The sequence below is a fragment of the Photorhabdus africana genome (assembly GCF_035181445.1).
In the GTDB taxonomy this organism is placed as follows: Bacteria; Pseudomonadota; Gammaproteobacteria; order Enterobacterales; family Enterobacteriaceae; genus Photorhabdus; species Photorhabdus laumondii.
This window is the reverse complement of record NZ_JAXBVE010000023.1, coordinates 20,240-36,327: the sequence shown is the minus strand read 5'-3', so window position 1 is coordinate 36,327 and position 16,088 is coordinate 20,240. Positions and strand designations below refer to the sequence as shown.

The window sequence follows — 16,088 nt, the reverse complement described above, 5'->3', positions numbered from 1 at the left end:
AATGAAAATTTCCCATTAAATAAGTTATTGTTGGTATTTTTTAGCATAAAAATGGTACGAATGGTTACTTTTTTTCTGCAAGATAGGGGTCAGCATAACCTAACTTTTGCATAATTTCTGTTTCCAAAGATTCCATTTCTTCAGCTTCATCATCTTCGATATGGTCATAGCCCAGCAGATGTAGGCAGCCGTGGACCACCATATGCGCCCAATGTTCTTCTACTGTTTTTTGTTGCTCCTCCGCTTCTTTTTCAACGACCTGACGACAGATAATTAAATCGCCAAGCAGGGGTAAGTCAACCTCTGGTGGTGCTTCAAATGGGAAAGATAACACATTTGTTGGCTTATCTTTCCCACGGTAGGTCAGATTTAAATCGTGGCTTTCTGACTCATCAACAATGCGGATAGTGACTTCACTTTCAGATTGAAATTGAGGTAAAACCCCATCCAGCCAGTGCTGGAATAGGGTTTCTTCAGGAAGACCTTGTGAATGTTCACAGGCAATTTGTAAATCAAGTATTACTGAACTCATTGTGCTTCCTGCTTGCGTTGTTCATTGAGTGCCTGTTTGCGTTTTTGCTCGGTTGCTTCCCACTCTTCATAGGCAATGACGACTTTGGCAACCACCGGGTGACGGACAACATCATCACTGTGGAAAAAATTGAAACTCAGCTCACCAACGCCTGATAGAACTTCAATGGCATGGCGTAGGCCGGATTTTTGCCCACGAGGCAGGTCAATCTGCGTAACGTCACCGGTAACAACTGCTTTGGAGTTGAAGCCGATACGAGTCAGGAACATCTTCATCTGTTCGATGGTTGTATTCTGGCTCTCATCCAGAATAATAAAAGCGTCGTTCAGGGTTCGTCCTCGCATATAAGCTAATGGGGCAACTTCAATAACGTTACGTTCGATCAGCTTTTCAACTTTTTCAAAACCGAGCATTTCAAACAAAGCGTCGTAGAGTGGGCGCAAGTACGGATCCACTTTTTGGCTCAGGTCACCCGGTAGGAAACCCAATTTTTCGCCTGCTTCGACAGCCGGACGGGTTAGCAGGATACGGCGAATCTCTTGTCGTTCTAGTGCATCAACCGCAGCAGCAACGGCTAGGTAAGTTTTTCCTGTGCCGGCAGGGCCAATTCCGAACGTAATGTCGTGGCTAAGAATATTGGCAATATATTGTGCCTGATTGGGCGTGCGTGGTTTCACCATGCCGCGTTTGGTGCGAATATTAACGGATTTACCGTATTCGGGTATGCTCTCGGCGGTTTGCTCCAGAACCCGGCTCGCGGTAATTGCCAGATGAATCTGTTCTGGCTTGATATCAGGGATCACGCCACGGACAGGGGAAGTTTCCGCATATAAATGCCGTAGGATATTGGTGGCTGCGCTAACGCACAGCAGTTTGCCCATCAGTTTAAAACGGTTATCCCGACGGTTAATTTCAATACCTAGCCGGCGTTCAAGCTGCTTCAAATTATCATCAAACGGGCCACATAGGCTCATTAGGCGCTGATTGTCGGCAGGTTCGAGGAAGATTTCCTGAGTTGCTATTTGTGAATGAATTTGTTGAGTCACTGATTATCTCTATATTTAGGGCTGATAAGTGCCGACCCCGATTTCGTCTTCTTTACGGGTACGGGCTATAACGGACTCAGGTGATTCGTGTATACGAAGATCCATTTGATCTTCGGTACGGATAACTTTACCGCGTAGTGAGTTGGCGTAGACATCAACAATTTCAACATCAACGAATTTGCCAATCATATCAGGCTGGCCTTCAAAGTTGACAACCCGATTGTTTTCGGTACGGCCAGAAAGTTCCATCACATTCTTACGGGAAGTTCCTTCAACCAGAATACGTTGTACACTGCCCAACAGAGCACGGCTGTAGCTCATAGCTTGTTGGTTGATACGTTGTTGTAACAGGTAAAGGCGCTGTTTTTTCTCTTCTTCACTGACGTCATCAGGCAGATCGGCTGCCGGTGTTCCCGGACGAGCAGAATAGATGAAGCTGTAGCTCATGTCGAAATTGACATCAGCGATCAGTTTCATGGTTTTCTCAAAGTCATCTTGGGTTTCACCTGGGAATCCGACAATGAAGTCAGAACTTATCAAGATATTCGGACGTGCTTTACGCAGTTTGCGGATAATGCTTTTATACTCAAGGGCTGTATGTGCGCGTTTCATCAACGTGAGAATACGGTCCGAGCCACTTTGCACCGGTAGATGCAGGAAGCTAACCAATTCCGGTGTATCTTCGTAAACGGCAATAATATCGTCTGTAAATTCAATTGGGTGGCTAGTCGTAAAGCGAATGCGATCAATACCATCTATAGCCGCGACCAAACGAATTAACTCAGCGAAAGAGCAGATATCACCATCATAAGTGGCGCCACGATAGGCGTTCACATTCTGACCGAGAAGGTTGACTTCACGTACGCCTTGAGCGGCAAGTTGCGCGATTTCAAACAGAACATCATCACATGGGCGGCTAACTTCTTCTCCGCGGGTATAAGGTACGACACAGAAAGTACAGTATTTGTTGCAACCTTCCATGATAGAAACGAATGCAGACGGGCCTTCAGCACGTGGCTCTGGTAGGCGGTCAAATTTCTCGATTTCCGGGAAGCTGATATCAACAACCGGGCTTCGGGTGCCTTTCACCTGGTTGATCATTTCAGGTAAACGGTGCAATGTTTGCGGCCCGAAAATAATATCTACACATTGAGCACGCTGACGGATGAAATCTCCTTCCTGAGAGGCCACACAGCCACCGACTCCAATGATGAGATCTGGATTAGTATCTTTTAGGTTTTTCCAGCGGCCTAATTGATGGAAAACCTTTTCCTGTGCTTTTTCGCGGATTGAACAGGTATTCAATAGCAAAATGTCTGCTTCTTCGGCGACATCGGTTAACTGATAACCGTGAGTACTTTCCAGCAGGTCGGCCATTTTAGATGAATCATATTCATTCATCTGACAGCCCCAAGTTTTAATATACAGTTTTTTTATCGTCGACATTTTCTTGTGCATCCGAGCTTTCTACCGCGTTGAAAAATGTTATTACACGGCAAAAGCAATTGTGTATTAGGCATAAAGTTGTCGGATATTGTAGTCATTTGCAGGAGCAGTGACCAGACTGTTAAACAGGATATTCTCTACCGGAGAATTAAAAATTCGGTACACTGTACTAATCAATGGGTTAATAGCATGGTTGATATGAATAATTCACAACAGATTTTTGATGTAGTGGTGGTCGGTGCTGGCATGATCGGCGCTGCAACAGCATTGGGATTGGCACAGGAAGGTTGGACAGTTGCTTTATTGGATCATCAACCACCACAATCTTATGATGCACAGAGTCAGCCTGATGTACGTGTATCAGCGATCAGTTGTGCTTCTGTAGATTTGCTCAAACAACTTGGCGCATGGGATGCGGTATTACAGATGCGCAGTGCGCCGTATCGTACATTAGAGACCTGGGAACAGAATGATTCTAATTTGGTGTTTGATGCACAAAGTTTAGGTCTGCCTGAGTTGGGCTATATGGCTGAAAACCGTATTTTGCAACTGGCTCTGTGGCAGCAGTTTGAAAAATATCCCAATTTGACTTTGCTATGCCCGGCAGTATTGCAATCAATGCAGTGGCAGAAAGTGGGCTGGTTAGTGACTCTGGTTGATGGAACGGAGATGGCTGCTCGTTTGATTGTTGGGGCTGATGGTGCTCGTTCTCAGGTTCGGCAAATGGCAGGAATTGGCAGTCGTGGCTGGCAGTACAGACAGTCTTGCATGTTGATCACAGTAAAAACAGAACAGCCACAGCAGGATATGACTTGGCAGCAGTTTTTTCCTTCTGGTCCGAGAGCGTTTCTTCCACTGTTTGATCAATGGGCTTCGCTGGTGTGGTACGACAAACCGGCACGCATACGACAATTACAGGCAATGTCAATGGCTCAACTTGAACAGGAGATTTTCCAGGCATTTCCTGTACGGCTAGGTCAAGTGACTCCCGTTGCCGCCGGTTCATTTCCTTTGGCTCGTCATCATGCTAACAGTTATGTGCGTGAAGGATTAGTATTGTTGGGGGATGCAGCTCATACCATTAATCCACTGGCCGGGCAAGGAGTAAATCTTGGTTATCGGGATGTGAATACTCTGCTTGATGTTTTGGTGAAGGCGAGAGAATTAACAGAACAGTGGGATTCATTGGAAGTATTGATGCGTTATCAGCGCCGTAGAATGCCGGATAACCTAATGATGCAAGCTGGAATGGATCTATTTTACACCGTGTTCAGTAATGAATTACCAGGGCTGAAAGTTGCTCGTAATCTGGCGCTGATGGCAGCTCAACGGGCTAGCGTAATGAAAAAAGCGGTGCTTAAGTACGCGTTGGGATTGTAGCGTATAGACTGGTAGTGAAGATTACAAGCACGTCGTAAGTTTATATTATGGCGTGGATAATTTGCTTTTCTTTATATACCCGTCATCTTTCAAGTTGCCTCTTTGTTGGCTGCATTCGCTCACCCCGGTCACATAGTTTGCTATGCTCCCGGGGATTCGTTCCCTTGCCGCCGCGATGCATCTTGAAATCCATAGGGTATATGCAGCAATTAACAAGCAAGCAGGAAAGCAAAAAACACCTCTCGGTGGCGCTCTACACCAAAAGATATTCTACCTGTATATTCTTTTTCTATTCTTTCTGTGTGTTTTTTCAACACGTCACTTTACGTAACACATTGATAAATATGGCTGGGGTACCAGGATTCGAACCTGGGAATGCCGGAATCAGAATCCGGTGCCTTACCGCTTGGCGATACCCCAATAAATGGTGGCTACGACGGGAATCGAACCTGTGACCCCAGCATTATGAGTGCTGTGCTCTAACCAGCTGAGCTACGTAGCCTTTTTTGATGTGAGAAAGTCTATTAAAAAATACCAGTGAGCGACATCCAGCCAATGGCTGGGGTACCAGGATTCGAACCTGGGTATGCCAGGATCAAAACCTGGTGCCTTACCGCTTGGCGATACCCCAACTGAAAGTGGTCACTGCACAACATGTTGTCAGAATTGTGTTATCAGAATTATGGCTGGGGTACCAGGATTCGAACCTGGGTATGCCAGGATCAAAACCTGGTGCCTTACCGCTTGGCGATACCCCATCTGAATAACGACAACTCGATGAATGAATGGTGCGGGAGGCGAGACTTGAACTCGCACACCTTGCGGCGCCAGAACCTAAATCTGGTGCGTCTACCAATTTCGCCACTCCCGCAAAGATGGTGGCTACGACGGGAATCGAACCTGTGACCCCAGCATTATGAGTGCTGTGCTCTAACCAGCTGAGCTACGTAGCCATCTTTTTTGCATTACCTTCATCGGCGTTGCGGGGCGCATTATGCGTATATCAGCTAAATGCGTCAACTGCTTTTTTCTCGAAATCTGTTTAAAGTCGCTTGTTTGTTTGGCATATAAGCATTTTGCTGACAAAATCAACAAAAAATAACATTACCTTTCGAGTAAGTGTTGTAACAGAACACCATTAAGCATAGCACGTTTAGTCAGAGCAAAGGCGCCAATAGCAGAACAGTGGACTAATTCAGAAACAACAATTGGCAGATCTTGACGAAATTCTTTCAGGACCTGAGAGTTGATACAACTTTGAATAGCGGGTAAGAGTACTTTCTGAGCTTCAGTAATTTCTCCCGCCAGAACAACTTTCTGTGGATTAAATAAATTAATCGCAATAGAAATAGTTTTGCCGAGGAAATGGCCGACACTTTTTATGACTTCAGATGCTAATGGGTCATTTTGATTAGCGGCTTGGCAGATAGCTCTGATATTGCAGTTATTCAATGTTAGCTGGCTTGGAAAGCCTTGCTTTAATTGATGCTGAACTCGCGCTTCTATTGCTGAGTTAGCGGCGATAGTTTCCAGACAGCCAAAATTGCCACAGTGACAACGTTCACCGAGTGGATCAATTTGAATATGACCAATTTCACCTAAGTTTCCTCTATTATTGAGAAGTATTTGGCTATTGATAATCACCCCGGCACCGGTACCCCGATGGATACGTACCAGTATTGAGTCTTCACAATCACGGGTGGCACCGAAATAGTGTTCAGCCAATGCCAAGCTGCGGATATCATGACCAACAAAACAGCTAATGTTGAAATGTTTTTTCAGGTTATCGACCAGAGTCCAGTTGGTTACTTTGATATGAGGCATATAACGAACGATGCCAGTATCTGGGTCAACTAAACCGGGCAGGATAACTGAAATAGCGATGAGTTCGCGGATTCTGTGTTGATTTTGCTGGATAAAATTTTCTATTGCGTTGATAAGCTGGTTTTCAACTTTTTGCTGAGTTGCTTCAGGCAGTGGATAATGTTCTTCAACCAATGCCTTGCCACTCATATCATAAAGAGCAAGAGTAGCATCATGGCGGCCAAGGCGGACACCAACAGTATGGAAGTGACGACTTTCTGTAACAATGGAAATGGCGCGGCGGCCTCCGGTAGAGGCTTGTTGATCGATTTCTTTAATCAAGCCACGTTCAAGTAACTGACGAGTAATTTTAGTCACACTGGCTGGCGCAAGTTGACTTTGCTCAGCAATTTGAATGCGAGAAATTGGCCCTTGTTGATCAATCAACCGATATACCACGGCCCCGTTCAGTTGCTTTACAAGGTCAATATTACCAATTTGATTTTGTGTGTTGTTATAATTCATCAGTTATTTCGTCCGTCAAAGTTCAGTTTCTTTTCCGTTAATGATGGTCTTGCAGATTTTAAAGTCGTGACTGAAAACACAGAGGTTAGCGATTTTCCCGGTTTCAACAGTGCCAAGATATTTATCAACACCAATTGCGCGGGCAGGGTAAAGAGTTGCCATCCTCAGTGCTTCATCCAGTGCAATACCAACATGTTCAACGCTATTTTTAACGGCATTTATCATAGTGAGAGAGGAGCCACTTAGAACGCCGTTTTGATCAACACATAATCCGTTGCGATAGTATATGGCCTTACCTGCAAAGGTGAAATGTTCCATTTTACTGATGGCAGGATCAAGCCCTGCTGGGACGGTCGCATCCGTTACCAAAATTAATTTATCATTTTTCAAACGCTTAGTATTACGAATATTTGGCCATGAAACGTGCAAACCATCAGCAATGATTCCAGCATAGATTTCAGGTGTATCAAAGATAGCGCCAATCAAGCCGGGTTGGCGTCCCGAAATAGCTGGCATGGCATTATAAAGGTGGGTTGAGATAGTAATTCCGTTTTGGAATCCCTGTCGGGCCTCTTCATAACTGGCATTTGAATGACCGGCAGAAACAACAATACCGGCTTCTACCAACTGCTGAATATATTTTTGCTCAACCATTTCCGGTGCGAGGGTCAACTTAGTGATGACATCAGCGTTATCGCATAGGAAATTTATCATTTCAGATGTAGGCTTACGGATAAGCTCTGGATTATGAGTGCCTTTCTTTGCTGGGTTGAGATAAGGTCCTTCCAGATGCAAACCTAAAGCCTGATGCTGATTATGTTTAAGATAAGTGCGCATTACCTCAACAGAGGCCATCATCAATTCGTCTGTGCTGGTAATTAGAGTTGGTAAGTAACTGGTACAGCCAGAGCGTTCATTGGTTCTTTGCATGATATCCAGCGTTTTTTCTGAAATGTTTTCCAACTGATCGTTGAACTGAACACCACCACAACCATTTACTTGCAGATCAATAAAGCCGGGGGAAAGAATTGCACCATTTAGATCCCGTTTTTCAATATGTTCGGGTAACTCTTGTGTTAGGCAAATTCGTTTAATTAAGCCGTCTGCAATGATAACGGCATGCTCATCTAGTCTGTTGTGACCGGTATATATAGTGCAGTTGGTTAAAGCATACATCTTAGCCTCCTATGGGATCGGGAGATGATGATTGAAGATAATGACGGTAATCAGCCTGAGAGAGGCATCAGGCTGCGTAGATTCTTATTTTTTGCTGGCGAATTCGCCGATAATATCTGCTTCCAGTTGATGGAAGTATTTGACTGTTTTTACCTTCAATTCCATTGTTGCTGGTTCGTCACAAATAATGATGGATTTAGGATGCATTTGCAGACAGCTTATTGTCCACATATGGTTAACATTGCCTTCAATTGCCGCCTGAATGGCTTGGGCCTTATTTAGACCCGTTGCAAGGATCATAATTTCTTCTGCATCCATTAACGTGCCTACACCTACGGTCAGGGCGTATTTAGGCACCTGATTAATATCATTATCGAAGAAGCGGGAGTTAGCCGTGCGGGTTTCTACGGTAAGTGTTTTAATGCGTGTACGGGAAGTCAGGGATGATGCGGGTTCATTGAAAGCAATATGACCATCATTACCGACGCCCCCCATAAATAGATGAATTTTACCGTAAGATTTAATTTTGTCTTCATAACGTTGACATTCTGTTTCGACATCAGAGGCATTACCATTGAGCAGATTGATATTTTCCTTTTTAATATCAATATGATCAAGGAAATTCTGGTGCATGAAATGGTGATAGCTTTGTGGATGATTTTCGGCAATACCGACATATTCATCCATATTGAATGTCACGACATGTCTAAAGCTGACTTTCCCTGCTTTATGCAGAGCAATTAATTCTTTATAAGTTGCCAGTGGTGTACTGCCGGTTGGCAACCCTAAAATAAAAGGGTGCTCGGCGGTGGGATTAAATGCATTGATTTTGCTAACGATATAGTGTGCGGACCATTTACCAACGTCACTTGCATTCGTTAGGGGGATCAGCCTCATAATTGCCTCTTAAAACAAGAAATTATAGTAGTTGGATAAATTAGTTGATTAACTAATCTTTTTATCGCGTGAATACTAAATCATTTTTATGAGCAGAGATATACTGTACTTCAAAGATATTTTTTATATTAAAATAAGATACAAAAAATAGCCAGAAAATTAATAGGAGGAATGATGGATTTTACTGTTTTTGTCACTTATTAAGTGATCTTATTTTTGCAAGAAAAATAAAAGGGAACGAGAGATGAGTTCCCTTTTAAGTTCGAAGTGTTTTTTAACTACCACCTTTTATTTGGCGACCTTTTGTCTGGTCGATCTGAGGGGAGTTGAGTACGTATCTGCCCGGCAATACTTTCTGCCTGGGGTCCCAATACCACTTGAACACTCTGTTTACCTATTTTCAGGACGCCTTTTGCACCTAATTGTTTTAACCGGTGTTCATCCAATTGCGTGTTGTCTTCAACGGTTAAGCGAAGACGGGTAATGCAGGCGTCTACGGTATGAATATTTTGTGCGCCACCAAGAGCGGTAATGTAATGTTGAATTGTTTCGTTGTCTTGGGAGGCGGAAGTCGCTTGAGTTGTTTCTCCAATTTCGCGGCCTGGCGTACGTAAATTGAAAATACGAATCATGAGGGTGAAGCAAACAAAATACAGCACAAAGAACAAGGCGATTAATGGGATTAACAACCAAGGCTTGGTTGCCAGACCCCAGCTCAATACAAGGTCAATTAATCCGGCAGAGAATCCAAAGCCATGCAGAATACCCAATGAATTGACGATAACCATGCTAACACCAGCCAATATTGCATGCAGAACATATAAAGCTGGAGCCAGGAATAGGAATGAGAATTCTATTGGTTCAGTTATACCGGTTAAGAATGCTGTCAAAGCGACGGATAATAGCATTCCGCCAATCTGAGGACGACGTTCCTTTGGTGCTGCAAGATATATTGCCAATGCAGCGCCGGGCAAACCGCCCATAAAGATAGGATAAGCCCAGGCCATATAGATTCCGGCATGTGGATCACCGGCGAAGAAACGGTTCAAGTCGCCGCGGCTCATATCGGTGGCTATTTGGGTAATAGTAGAGCCGTCAATACCTGGAACCGCTGCGCCGATGGTCAGAGAACGGACAACATCCGGCGCCAGGCAGATATTATGTACAGAACTGGCTAAGTCATAAGTAATTTTTAGACAGTCACCCAGACTAAACCAGAAAACAGAATGCAGGATATAGTGCAAACCAAATGGAATGAGAGAGCGGTTAAGCACACCATAAGTAAACCATCCGGCCATGCCGCTCTTTGATACTAAAAGGCTGAAAGTATCAATACCGTGCTGGACATATGGCCATACATAGCCACATATCCATGCAATGAACAGACAAATAATGCCGGTCATGATAGGGACTAATCGCTTACCGGCGAAGAAAGCAAGAAACTCTGGCAAGCGTGTATCTGAAAAACGGTTATAACAATGACCGGCAACAATACCTGCGATAATACCTGCGAAAAAAGACATATTGATAGTCGAGTCTATGACTGACGTGGCTTTAGTGAGTACTAAAAAACCGACGACACCTGCCAGCGCGGCAGCGCCAGCATTATCTTTTGCCAAGCCTATCGCGATACCTAATGCAAATAGCAGCGGAAGGTTTTCAAAAATACCCCCGCCAGCGCTGGCGATGAAAGGAATATTAAATACGTCGGGTTGGCCGAAACGTAGCAAAAGCGCTGCTACGGGAAGCGTGGCAATGGGAAGCATTAATGCTTTTCCCAATCGTTGCAAGTAATTGAATATACCCATAATGCTTACCTTAGTTGTAGGAAATTTTATTGAAAAAATAGCTCGCTATTAACAACAGCAATACAACTTATTTTTAGTTGAAAAATAATAAAAAGCTACACATAAGTGAGTAATTGTGATCACTGTAGCGATATTGTTTAAAATTGCATAAATTGAGTCATCTGTAGTAAACGGGTTTAAATTTTTAATTGAATTAACTTAATGAGTTAATCGCGGGAAGATGTTGCCAGGAATTTTGTAAATGGGCATTTGTATGTACCCCATTGATTTGGTGAATAGTTGAAGTGTTATGATAGACACTCAGAAACGGTTTTTTGTCATATAACTTATTGAAACTTCTTCCCAGGCTCGGCTTTTCCCATACTATCTTCAAAACATGCTTTTGAAATTAAAGAGCTTATATATTGTAACTGCTAATTAGTGGTAAATAGATTTTTTAGGATATTGATATACCCCTTGGATTTCAAGATGCATTGCGACGGCAAGGGAGCGAATCCCCGGGAGTATAGATAACGATGTGACCGGGGTGAGTGAGTGCAGCCAACAAAGAGGTAACTTGAAAGATAACGGGTATATTATCTTCTCAGTAAGAGAATCTATATTATATGTGAATTTATACTTTTAAGGAAAATAAGAATATACTTCAATTAAATTTAAATTGGGTACGATTGTGCATACGCCATTTAATGTAGCCTCTAATGGTGTAATTTAGATAAAATCCGGTAGTGAAATGGCTGAATTATTGAATTGATTCTAAAATTAACTCATTGTTATTTTAGATTTTTGTATATAAAAATTTTAATTTAGAGCATCATTAATAGTGTTTCAATAATAAATTTGATATATATAATTGTTTGTTTATATTTACAGAGTAAAAGTATCAATCAATAGATAATTTAGAAATTTAAATTATAGACTTATTTTGATTTTATCAAATAGTCATTGTTAATAGGTATATACCCTATGGATTTCAAGATGCATCGCGACGGCAAGGGAGTGAATCCCCGGGAGCATAGGTAACTATGTGACCGGGGTGAGCGAGAGCAGCCAACAAAGAGGCAGCTTGAAAGATGACGGGTATAGTGTCAATTATTTACTCTTTAAAATGGGATGGTTGTTATTCAGTAATATTTGTTATGGTTGAATGAAATATGGGTTAAAAACCGTCTCACTGGTTATTTCATTATTATAACTTCCTCAATGCTCCTTTGTTTTCACGGATAAGTATAATAAAGCGAGCTGTATTGTGGACATGTGCTACTGTTGAGTGTTTTTTCGCTCCAACTTTGTACTGAATCGCTATTTTACACGAACAAATGGTTGTTTCTCGGCACTGCTTGTTGGATTATAGGCGGTTACGTGACGCGTTTTTGGCATTATTGAGGTATAAAACAATGAGTGAGGCAGACGCCCGCCCGACAAACTTTATTCGTCAGATAATTGACGAAGATTTGGCAACTGGTAAACATACATCGGTACATACTCGTTTCCCGCCTGAACCCAATGGTTATCTGCATATTGGTCATGCAAAATCTATCTGTTTGAACTTCGGTGTTGCAAAGGACTATCAGGGGCAGTGTAATCTGCGTTTTGATGATACCAACCCAGTAAAGGAAGATGTTGAATACGTCGATTCTATTAAAAATGATGTTCAGTGGTTAGGTTTTGAGTGGAGCGGCGATATTCGCTACTCTTCTAATTATTTCGATACGCTGTATCAGTATGCTATTGAATTGATCAACAAAGGTCTGGCTTATGTTGATGAATTGAGTCCAGAAGAGATCCGTGAATATCGCGGCACGTTAAAAGAGCCGGGTAAAAATAGCCCATATCGTGACCGCACTATTGAAGAAAACTTGGTGTTGTTCGAAAAAATGCGTGCCGGTGAATTTGACGAAGGTAAAGCTTGTCTGCGTGCTAAAATTGATATGGCATCCCCTTTTATTGTGATGCGTGATCCGGTTTTGTACCGGATTAAATTTGCAGAACATCATCAGTGTGGTAACAAATGGTGCATCTACCCAATGTACGATTTTACTCACTGTATTTCTGATGCGCTTGAAGGTATTACACATTCGCTGTGTACGCTGGAGTTCCAGGATAACCGCCGCCTGTACGACTGGGTGCTGGAAAACATCACCATTGATTGTCGTCCACGCCAATATGAATTCTCGCGCTTGAACCTTGAATATACGGTTATGTCTAAGCGTAAGTTGAATCTGCTGGTGGCAGATAAGATTGTTGAAGGTTGGGATGACCCACGTATGCCAACGATCTCAGGCTTGCGTCGTCGTGGTTATACTGCCGCGTCTATTCGTGAATTTTGTTGTCGTATTGGTGTCACCAAGCAGGATAATAATGTGGAAATAGCGGCATTGGAATCTTGTATCCGTGATGATCTGAACGAAAATGCGCCTCGTGCAATGGCTGTTCTTGATCCGGTCAGATTAGTGATCGAAAACATGCCAGAAGGGGAGCAGATTTTGAGTATGCCTAATCATCCGAACAAGCCGGAGATGGGTAGCCGTGAAGTGCCATTTAGTCGTGAGATCTATATTGACCGAGCAGATTTCCGTGAAGAAGCGAACCGTCAATATAAGCGTTTGGTATTGGGTAAAGAAGTTCGTCTGCGTAATGCTTATATCATTAAAGCAGAGCGCGTTGAGAAAGATGCTGACGATAATATCACGACAATCTATTGCAGCTACGATGATCAAACGTTGAATAAAGATCCAGCGGATGGTCGGAAAGTGAAAGGTGTTATTCATTGGGTCAGTACGGTTCATGCGGTTGCTGCTGAATTCCGTCTGTATGATCGTCTGTTCTGCGTGCCGAATCCAGGTGCGGAGGATGATTTTCTGGCGACAATCAACCCAGAGTCACTGGTGATCCGTCGGGGTTTTGTTGAGCCAAGTTTATCTGATGCTAAATCAGAACAAACTTATCAGTTTGAGCGTGAAGGTTATTTCTGTGCTGATAGTTGTCACTCCAGTGCAGAAAATTTGGTATTTAACCGTACCGTTGGCCTGCGTGATACTTGGGCAAAAATTTCTCAGGATTAATTGAGATAATGAACTGTACCTCACAAGTTGGACACTTAATCCAGCATTGAGGTGCAGTTTTTTATGGCTAAATTTGTCATTACTAGAGAGGATTGAGTCATGGATAAACGGGGTGTCAGAATTACAGAATAAAGTCAAAGAGATTCATTATGTCATTTATGGGCATTTTCATTTCTCCTTTGGGAATAAATTATCTGCCATGAAATCGACAAAAGCTCTGACTTTAGGTAGTACCCAACGGTTAGATGGCCAGAGAACACGGAAGGTGCTTGAAGTACCCGCCCACTTATCCAAGATTGTTAACAATGTACCGCTAGCTAATGCTTGTTTAACGGTAAAATCAGGCAAACAGGCTATGCCGTGGCCTTGAATCGCCATGTGTAGCAGTGTTTCGACATGATTGCTGGTTATTTTTGCCTGAAGATGTATGTCTATTTCGGATCTTCCTAAGCACAGCGGCCATTTCTCTAGAAGGCCGGTAGTGGGAAAACGATGCATCAAGCAGGCGTGGTGTAGTAACTCTCCGGGGTGTGATGGCTTACCATGTTGTGCAAAGTAGCTTGGAGCACCAACATAGACGAAATGGCTAGAGCCTATACGTTTGTTCATCAGTCGTGAATCGTTGAGTTCTCCAGTGCGAATCACGGCGTCGAAGCCTTCATCGATAACATCAACTAATCGATCACTAAAATCCAGTTCCAGCTCTATCTGTGGGTAACAAGTCGCAAAAGCAGATAATACGGGTAACATCAGGTTACTGAGCAATGGCAAACTCACTCGCAGGCGGCCTTGAGGGGCAGAGATAGAGCTTAATAGTTCATTTTCCGCAGTGGAAATCTCGTCGAGGATGCGTTTGCAGCGCTCAAGGAACAGTGTGCCTTCAGCCGTCAAACTGACGCTACGGGTGCTACGTTGGAGCAGGCGGACACCTAATTTATCCTCTAATCGGGATATGCTTTTGCTAACGGACGAAGGAGAGAGTCCGAGTTGCCGGGCTGCGGTTGCAAAACTACGAGCTTCGGCGACATGGATGAAGATCATGAATCCACTCAAATTATTCATTTGGGCCTCCTGGGATTTTTTTAGGTCACTATTGGTGACAAGAAAGTCACTTCAGAAGTGATTTTAGGTCTATTTATCCACTATTAGCTAATCTGTAGTATGAAATAAAATTTATCTTTATTGGCTGCTATATAGCGGAAAGCCACACAGATTCAAGGCTGAAAGAAAATTGAAATGGCTATGAAAACTAAAATAGACATAGGATCGAGTGTAAATAAAGTTTCACTTGTCCTGACTGCTGGTCTTGTTGCCGCGTTTATCCCTTTGAATACAGTGCACAGTAGAACTGAGTTGGGTCATTAACTTACCTACGGCTTTACAGCAATCTCTGTTAAGAGATTGATAGGGTTGCATAAACATAGAACTAATATTTTTGGCTTGAGAAGAGCTTGTATATCATCTATTTCATCGGTTGAATGCTACTAAAAGGGTTTATTATGGAACTCACTATCAATACTCAAAACGAGCTTAAAGAAGAGACCGGTTATTTTTTATCTCCATTATGGGAAGACGTTTTCTCTAAAGTGTTATTGGAGGAGCTTAATTCGAATATATTTTTGGTCGCTTGCCGCTCTGGCCAGGTGGACCAGAATTTATTAAGAAAGTTTATGATCCAGCACCATTACTATTCACAATATTTCACTCGTTATCTGTGTTCATTGATGGGAGGTTTAGCAGATCAAAAAGATTTTATGCTGCTTTCTCATAATCTGTTGGAAGAGCTAACAGGAACCGATGCAGCAAAGATATCTCATGCAGAGTTATATAAAAAAGCGATGGCGGCTATTAACGCTGTTCCTAAAAGTGATTCGATTCTTAATAGTACTCAACAACTGATTGATGCCATGTTTCGCCACTGTCGCAGTGATGATTCTCTAAGAGGGCTTGCGGCACTGTGTTTAGGTGCTGAGGCGATCGTACCTTTAGTTTATGGCCCAATTTTAGATGCTTTGCAATTAATAAAGGCACCTGATGATGCATTACATTTCTTTAGAATCCATGTTGAAGAGGATGAAGATCATGCAATTGCGATGAGAAAAATTATTGATCGAATGATTGAAGAGAGACCTTACCGAAGGGGGGATGTTATTGCGGTTGGTGAAGAAATGGTGCGTTTTCGCATTGGGATGCTTAATGAACTATATCAAAGTAATATCAGGATAAATACAGATGTAACGACGCTTTTATCCGAGTGTGATTGAGATATTTTGCGCACATAATGACATGTACAGTAAAGGTACTTGATATAGTTTCTAGTGATGAAATATCAGCATAGAGTGTTGGTGGGTATATTTTTGGCAAAATAAGCAATATAAACAATTGTAATTATATATAATGTAATAATTATTGG

At 42.7% G+C, this 16,088-nt stretch carries 11 protein-coding genes and 6 tRNA genes; 3 read left to right on the top strand and 14 right to left on the bottom strand.

What is annotated here, in order from left to right; translation table 11 throughout:
- Positions 1–64: 64 nt before the first annotated feature.
- The 3 genes from ybeY to miaB form a co-directional block, all read right to left on the bottom strand.
- Entirely contained in the window at positions 65–532 is a 468-nt protein-coding gene (gene ybeY / locus SLS51_RS13980) for an rRNA maturation RNase YbeY (RefSeq protein ID WP_323839347.1), read from the bottom strand.
- Positions 529–1,506, bottom strand: a complete 978-nt coding sequence (locus tag SLS51_RS13975) for a PhoH family protein (RefSeq protein ID WP_439126886.1) — start codon at positions 1,504–1,506, stop codon at positions 529–531. The genes ybeY and SLS51_RS13975 overlap by 4 nt, the downstream gene beginning before the upstream one ends.
- A gap of 87 nt (positions 1,507–1,593) precedes the next feature.
- Positions 1,594–3,024 carry a tRNA (N6-isopentenyl adenosine(37)-C2)-methylthiotransferase MiaB gene (miaB, locus tag SLS51_RS13970; protein ID WP_323839380.1) on the bottom strand — a complete coding sequence of 477 codons (1,431 nt, stop codon included), beginning with the start codon at positions 3,022–3,024 and terminating at the stop codon, positions 1,594–1,596.
- Positions 3,025–3,213: 189 nt separating this feature from the next.
- Between miaB and ubiF the strand changes: the two genes are divergently transcribed.
- Entirely contained in the window at positions 3,214–4,404 is a 1,191-nt protein-coding gene (ubiF, locus tag SLS51_RS13965) for a 3-demethoxyubiquinol 3-hydroxylase (RefSeq protein ID WP_439126884.1), read from the top strand.
- A gap of 345 nt (positions 4,405–4,749) precedes the next feature.
- On the opposite strand, the gene SLS51_RS13960 is transcribed toward ubiF, so the two are convergent.
- The 10 genes from SLS51_RS13960 to nagE form a co-directional block, all read right to left on the bottom strand.
- Positions 4,750–4,824: transfer RNA gene (locus tag SLS51_RS13960), tRNA-Gln, on the bottom strand.
- Between the two features lie 5 nt (positions 4,825–4,829).
- Positions 4,830–4,906: transfer RNA gene (locus SLS51_RS13955), tRNA-Met, on the bottom strand.
- A gap of 54 nt (positions 4,907–4,960) precedes the next feature.
- Positions 4,961–5,035: transfer RNA gene (locus SLS51_RS13950), tRNA-Gln, on the bottom strand.
- Between the two features lie 52 nt (positions 5,036–5,087).
- A tRNA-Gln gene (locus SLS51_RS13945) sits at positions 5,088–5,162 on the bottom strand.
- Positions 5,163–5,190: 28 nt separating this feature from the next.
- A tRNA-Leu gene (locus SLS51_RS13940) sits at positions 5,191–5,275 on the bottom strand.
- 5 nt (positions 5,276–5,280) lie between these two features.
- Positions 5,281–5,357 (bottom strand) — tRNA-Met (locus SLS51_RS13935).
- Positions 5,358–5,508: 151 nt separating this feature from the next.
- Positions 5,509–6,732: a DNA-binding transcriptional regulator NagC gene (gene nagC / locus SLS51_RS13930; RefSeq protein ID WP_323839345.1), complete on the bottom strand. Its 1,224-nt coding sequence runs from the start codon at positions 6,730–6,732 to the stop codon at positions 5,509–5,511.
- 15 nt (positions 6,733–6,747) lie between these two features.
- On the bottom strand, positions 6,748–7,908 hold the full coding sequence (gene nagA, locus SLS51_RS13925) for an N-acetylglucosamine-6-phosphate deacetylase (RefSeq protein WP_323839344.1): 1,161 nt from the start codon (positions 7,906–7,908) through the stop codon (positions 6,748–6,750).
- Positions 7,909–7,992: 84 nt separating this feature from the next.
- Complete coding sequence (gene nagB, locus SLS51_RS13920) at positions 7,993–8,805, bottom strand: glucosamine-6-phosphate deaminase (RefSeq protein WP_323839343.1); 813 nt, start codon at positions 8,803–8,805, stop codon at positions 7,993–7,995.
- A gap of 278 nt (positions 8,806–9,083) precedes the next feature.
- Complete coding sequence (gene nagE, locus SLS51_RS13915) at positions 9,084–10,613, bottom strand: N-acetylglucosamine-specific PTS transporter subunit IIBC (RefSeq protein ID WP_323839342.1); 1,530 nt, start codon at positions 10,611–10,613, stop codon at positions 9,084–9,086.
- A 1,394-nt stretch (positions 10,614–12,007) separates the two neighbouring features.
- On the opposite strand from nagE, the gene glnS reads away from it, so the two are divergent.
- Positions 12,008–13,675, top strand: a complete 1,668-nt coding sequence (glnS, locus tag SLS51_RS13910) for a glutamine--tRNA ligase (protein ID WP_323839341.1) — start codon at positions 12,008–12,010, stop codon at positions 13,673–13,675.
- Positions 13,676–13,843: 168 nt separating this feature from the next.
- On the opposite strand, the gene SLS51_RS13905 is transcribed toward glnS, so the two are convergent.
- Positions 13,844–14,737, bottom strand: a complete 894-nt coding sequence (locus SLS51_RS13905) for a LysR family transcriptional regulator (protein WP_323839340.1) — start codon at positions 14,735–14,737, stop codon at positions 13,844–13,846.
- Between the two features lie 437 nt (positions 14,738–15,174).
- Between SLS51_RS13905 and SLS51_RS13900 the strand changes: the two genes are divergently transcribed.
- A complete protein-coding gene (locus SLS51_RS13900; protein ID WP_323839339.1) occupies positions 15,175–15,939 on the top strand; it encodes an iron-containing redox enzyme family protein in 765 nt (254 codons plus the stop codon).
- The last annotated feature ends 149 nt before the right edge of the window (positions 15,940–16,088 follow it).

Bases quoted from the DNA above. Each gene is read 5' to 3' on its own strand.
- nagB (WP_323839343.1), bottom strand. From the start codon at position 8,805: ATGAGGCTGATCCCCCTAACGAATGCAAGTGACGTTGGTAAATGGTCC.
- nagA (WP_323839344.1), bottom strand. From the start codon at position 7,908: ATGTATGCTTTAACCAACTGCACTATATATACCGGTCACAACAGACTA.
- SLS51_RS13900 (WP_323839339.1), top strand. From the start codon at position 15,175: ATGGAACTCACTATCAATACTCAAAACGAGCTTAAAGAAGAGACCGGT.
- ubiF (WP_439126884.1), top strand. From the start codon at position 3,214: ATGGTTGATATGAATAATTCACAACAGATTTTTGATGTAGTGGTGGTC.
- glnS (WP_323839341.1), top strand. From the start codon at position 12,008: ATGAGTGAGGCAGACGCCCGCCCGACAAACTTTATTCGTCAGATAATT.
- nagE (WP_323839342.1), bottom strand. From the start codon at position 10,613: ATGGGTATATTCAATTACTTGCAACGATTGGGAAAAGCATTAATGCTT.
- nagC (WP_323839345.1), bottom strand. From the start codon at position 6,732: ATGAATTATAACAACACACAAAATCAAATTGGTAATATTGACCTTGTA.
- SLS51_RS13975 (WP_439126886.1), bottom strand. From the start codon at position 1,506: ATGAGCCTATGTGGCCCGTTTGATGATAATTTGAAGCAGCTTGAACGC.
- ybeY (WP_323839347.1), bottom strand. From the start codon at position 532: ATGAGTTCAGTAATACTTGATTTACAAATTGCCTGTGAACATTCACAA.
- miaB (WP_323839380.1), bottom strand. From the start codon at position 3,024: ATGTCGACGATAAAAAAACTGTATATTAAAACTTGGGGCTGTCAGATG.
- SLS51_RS13905 (WP_323839340.1), bottom strand. From the start codon at position 14,737: ATGAATAATTTGAGTGGATTCATGATCTTCATCCATGTCGCCGAAGCT.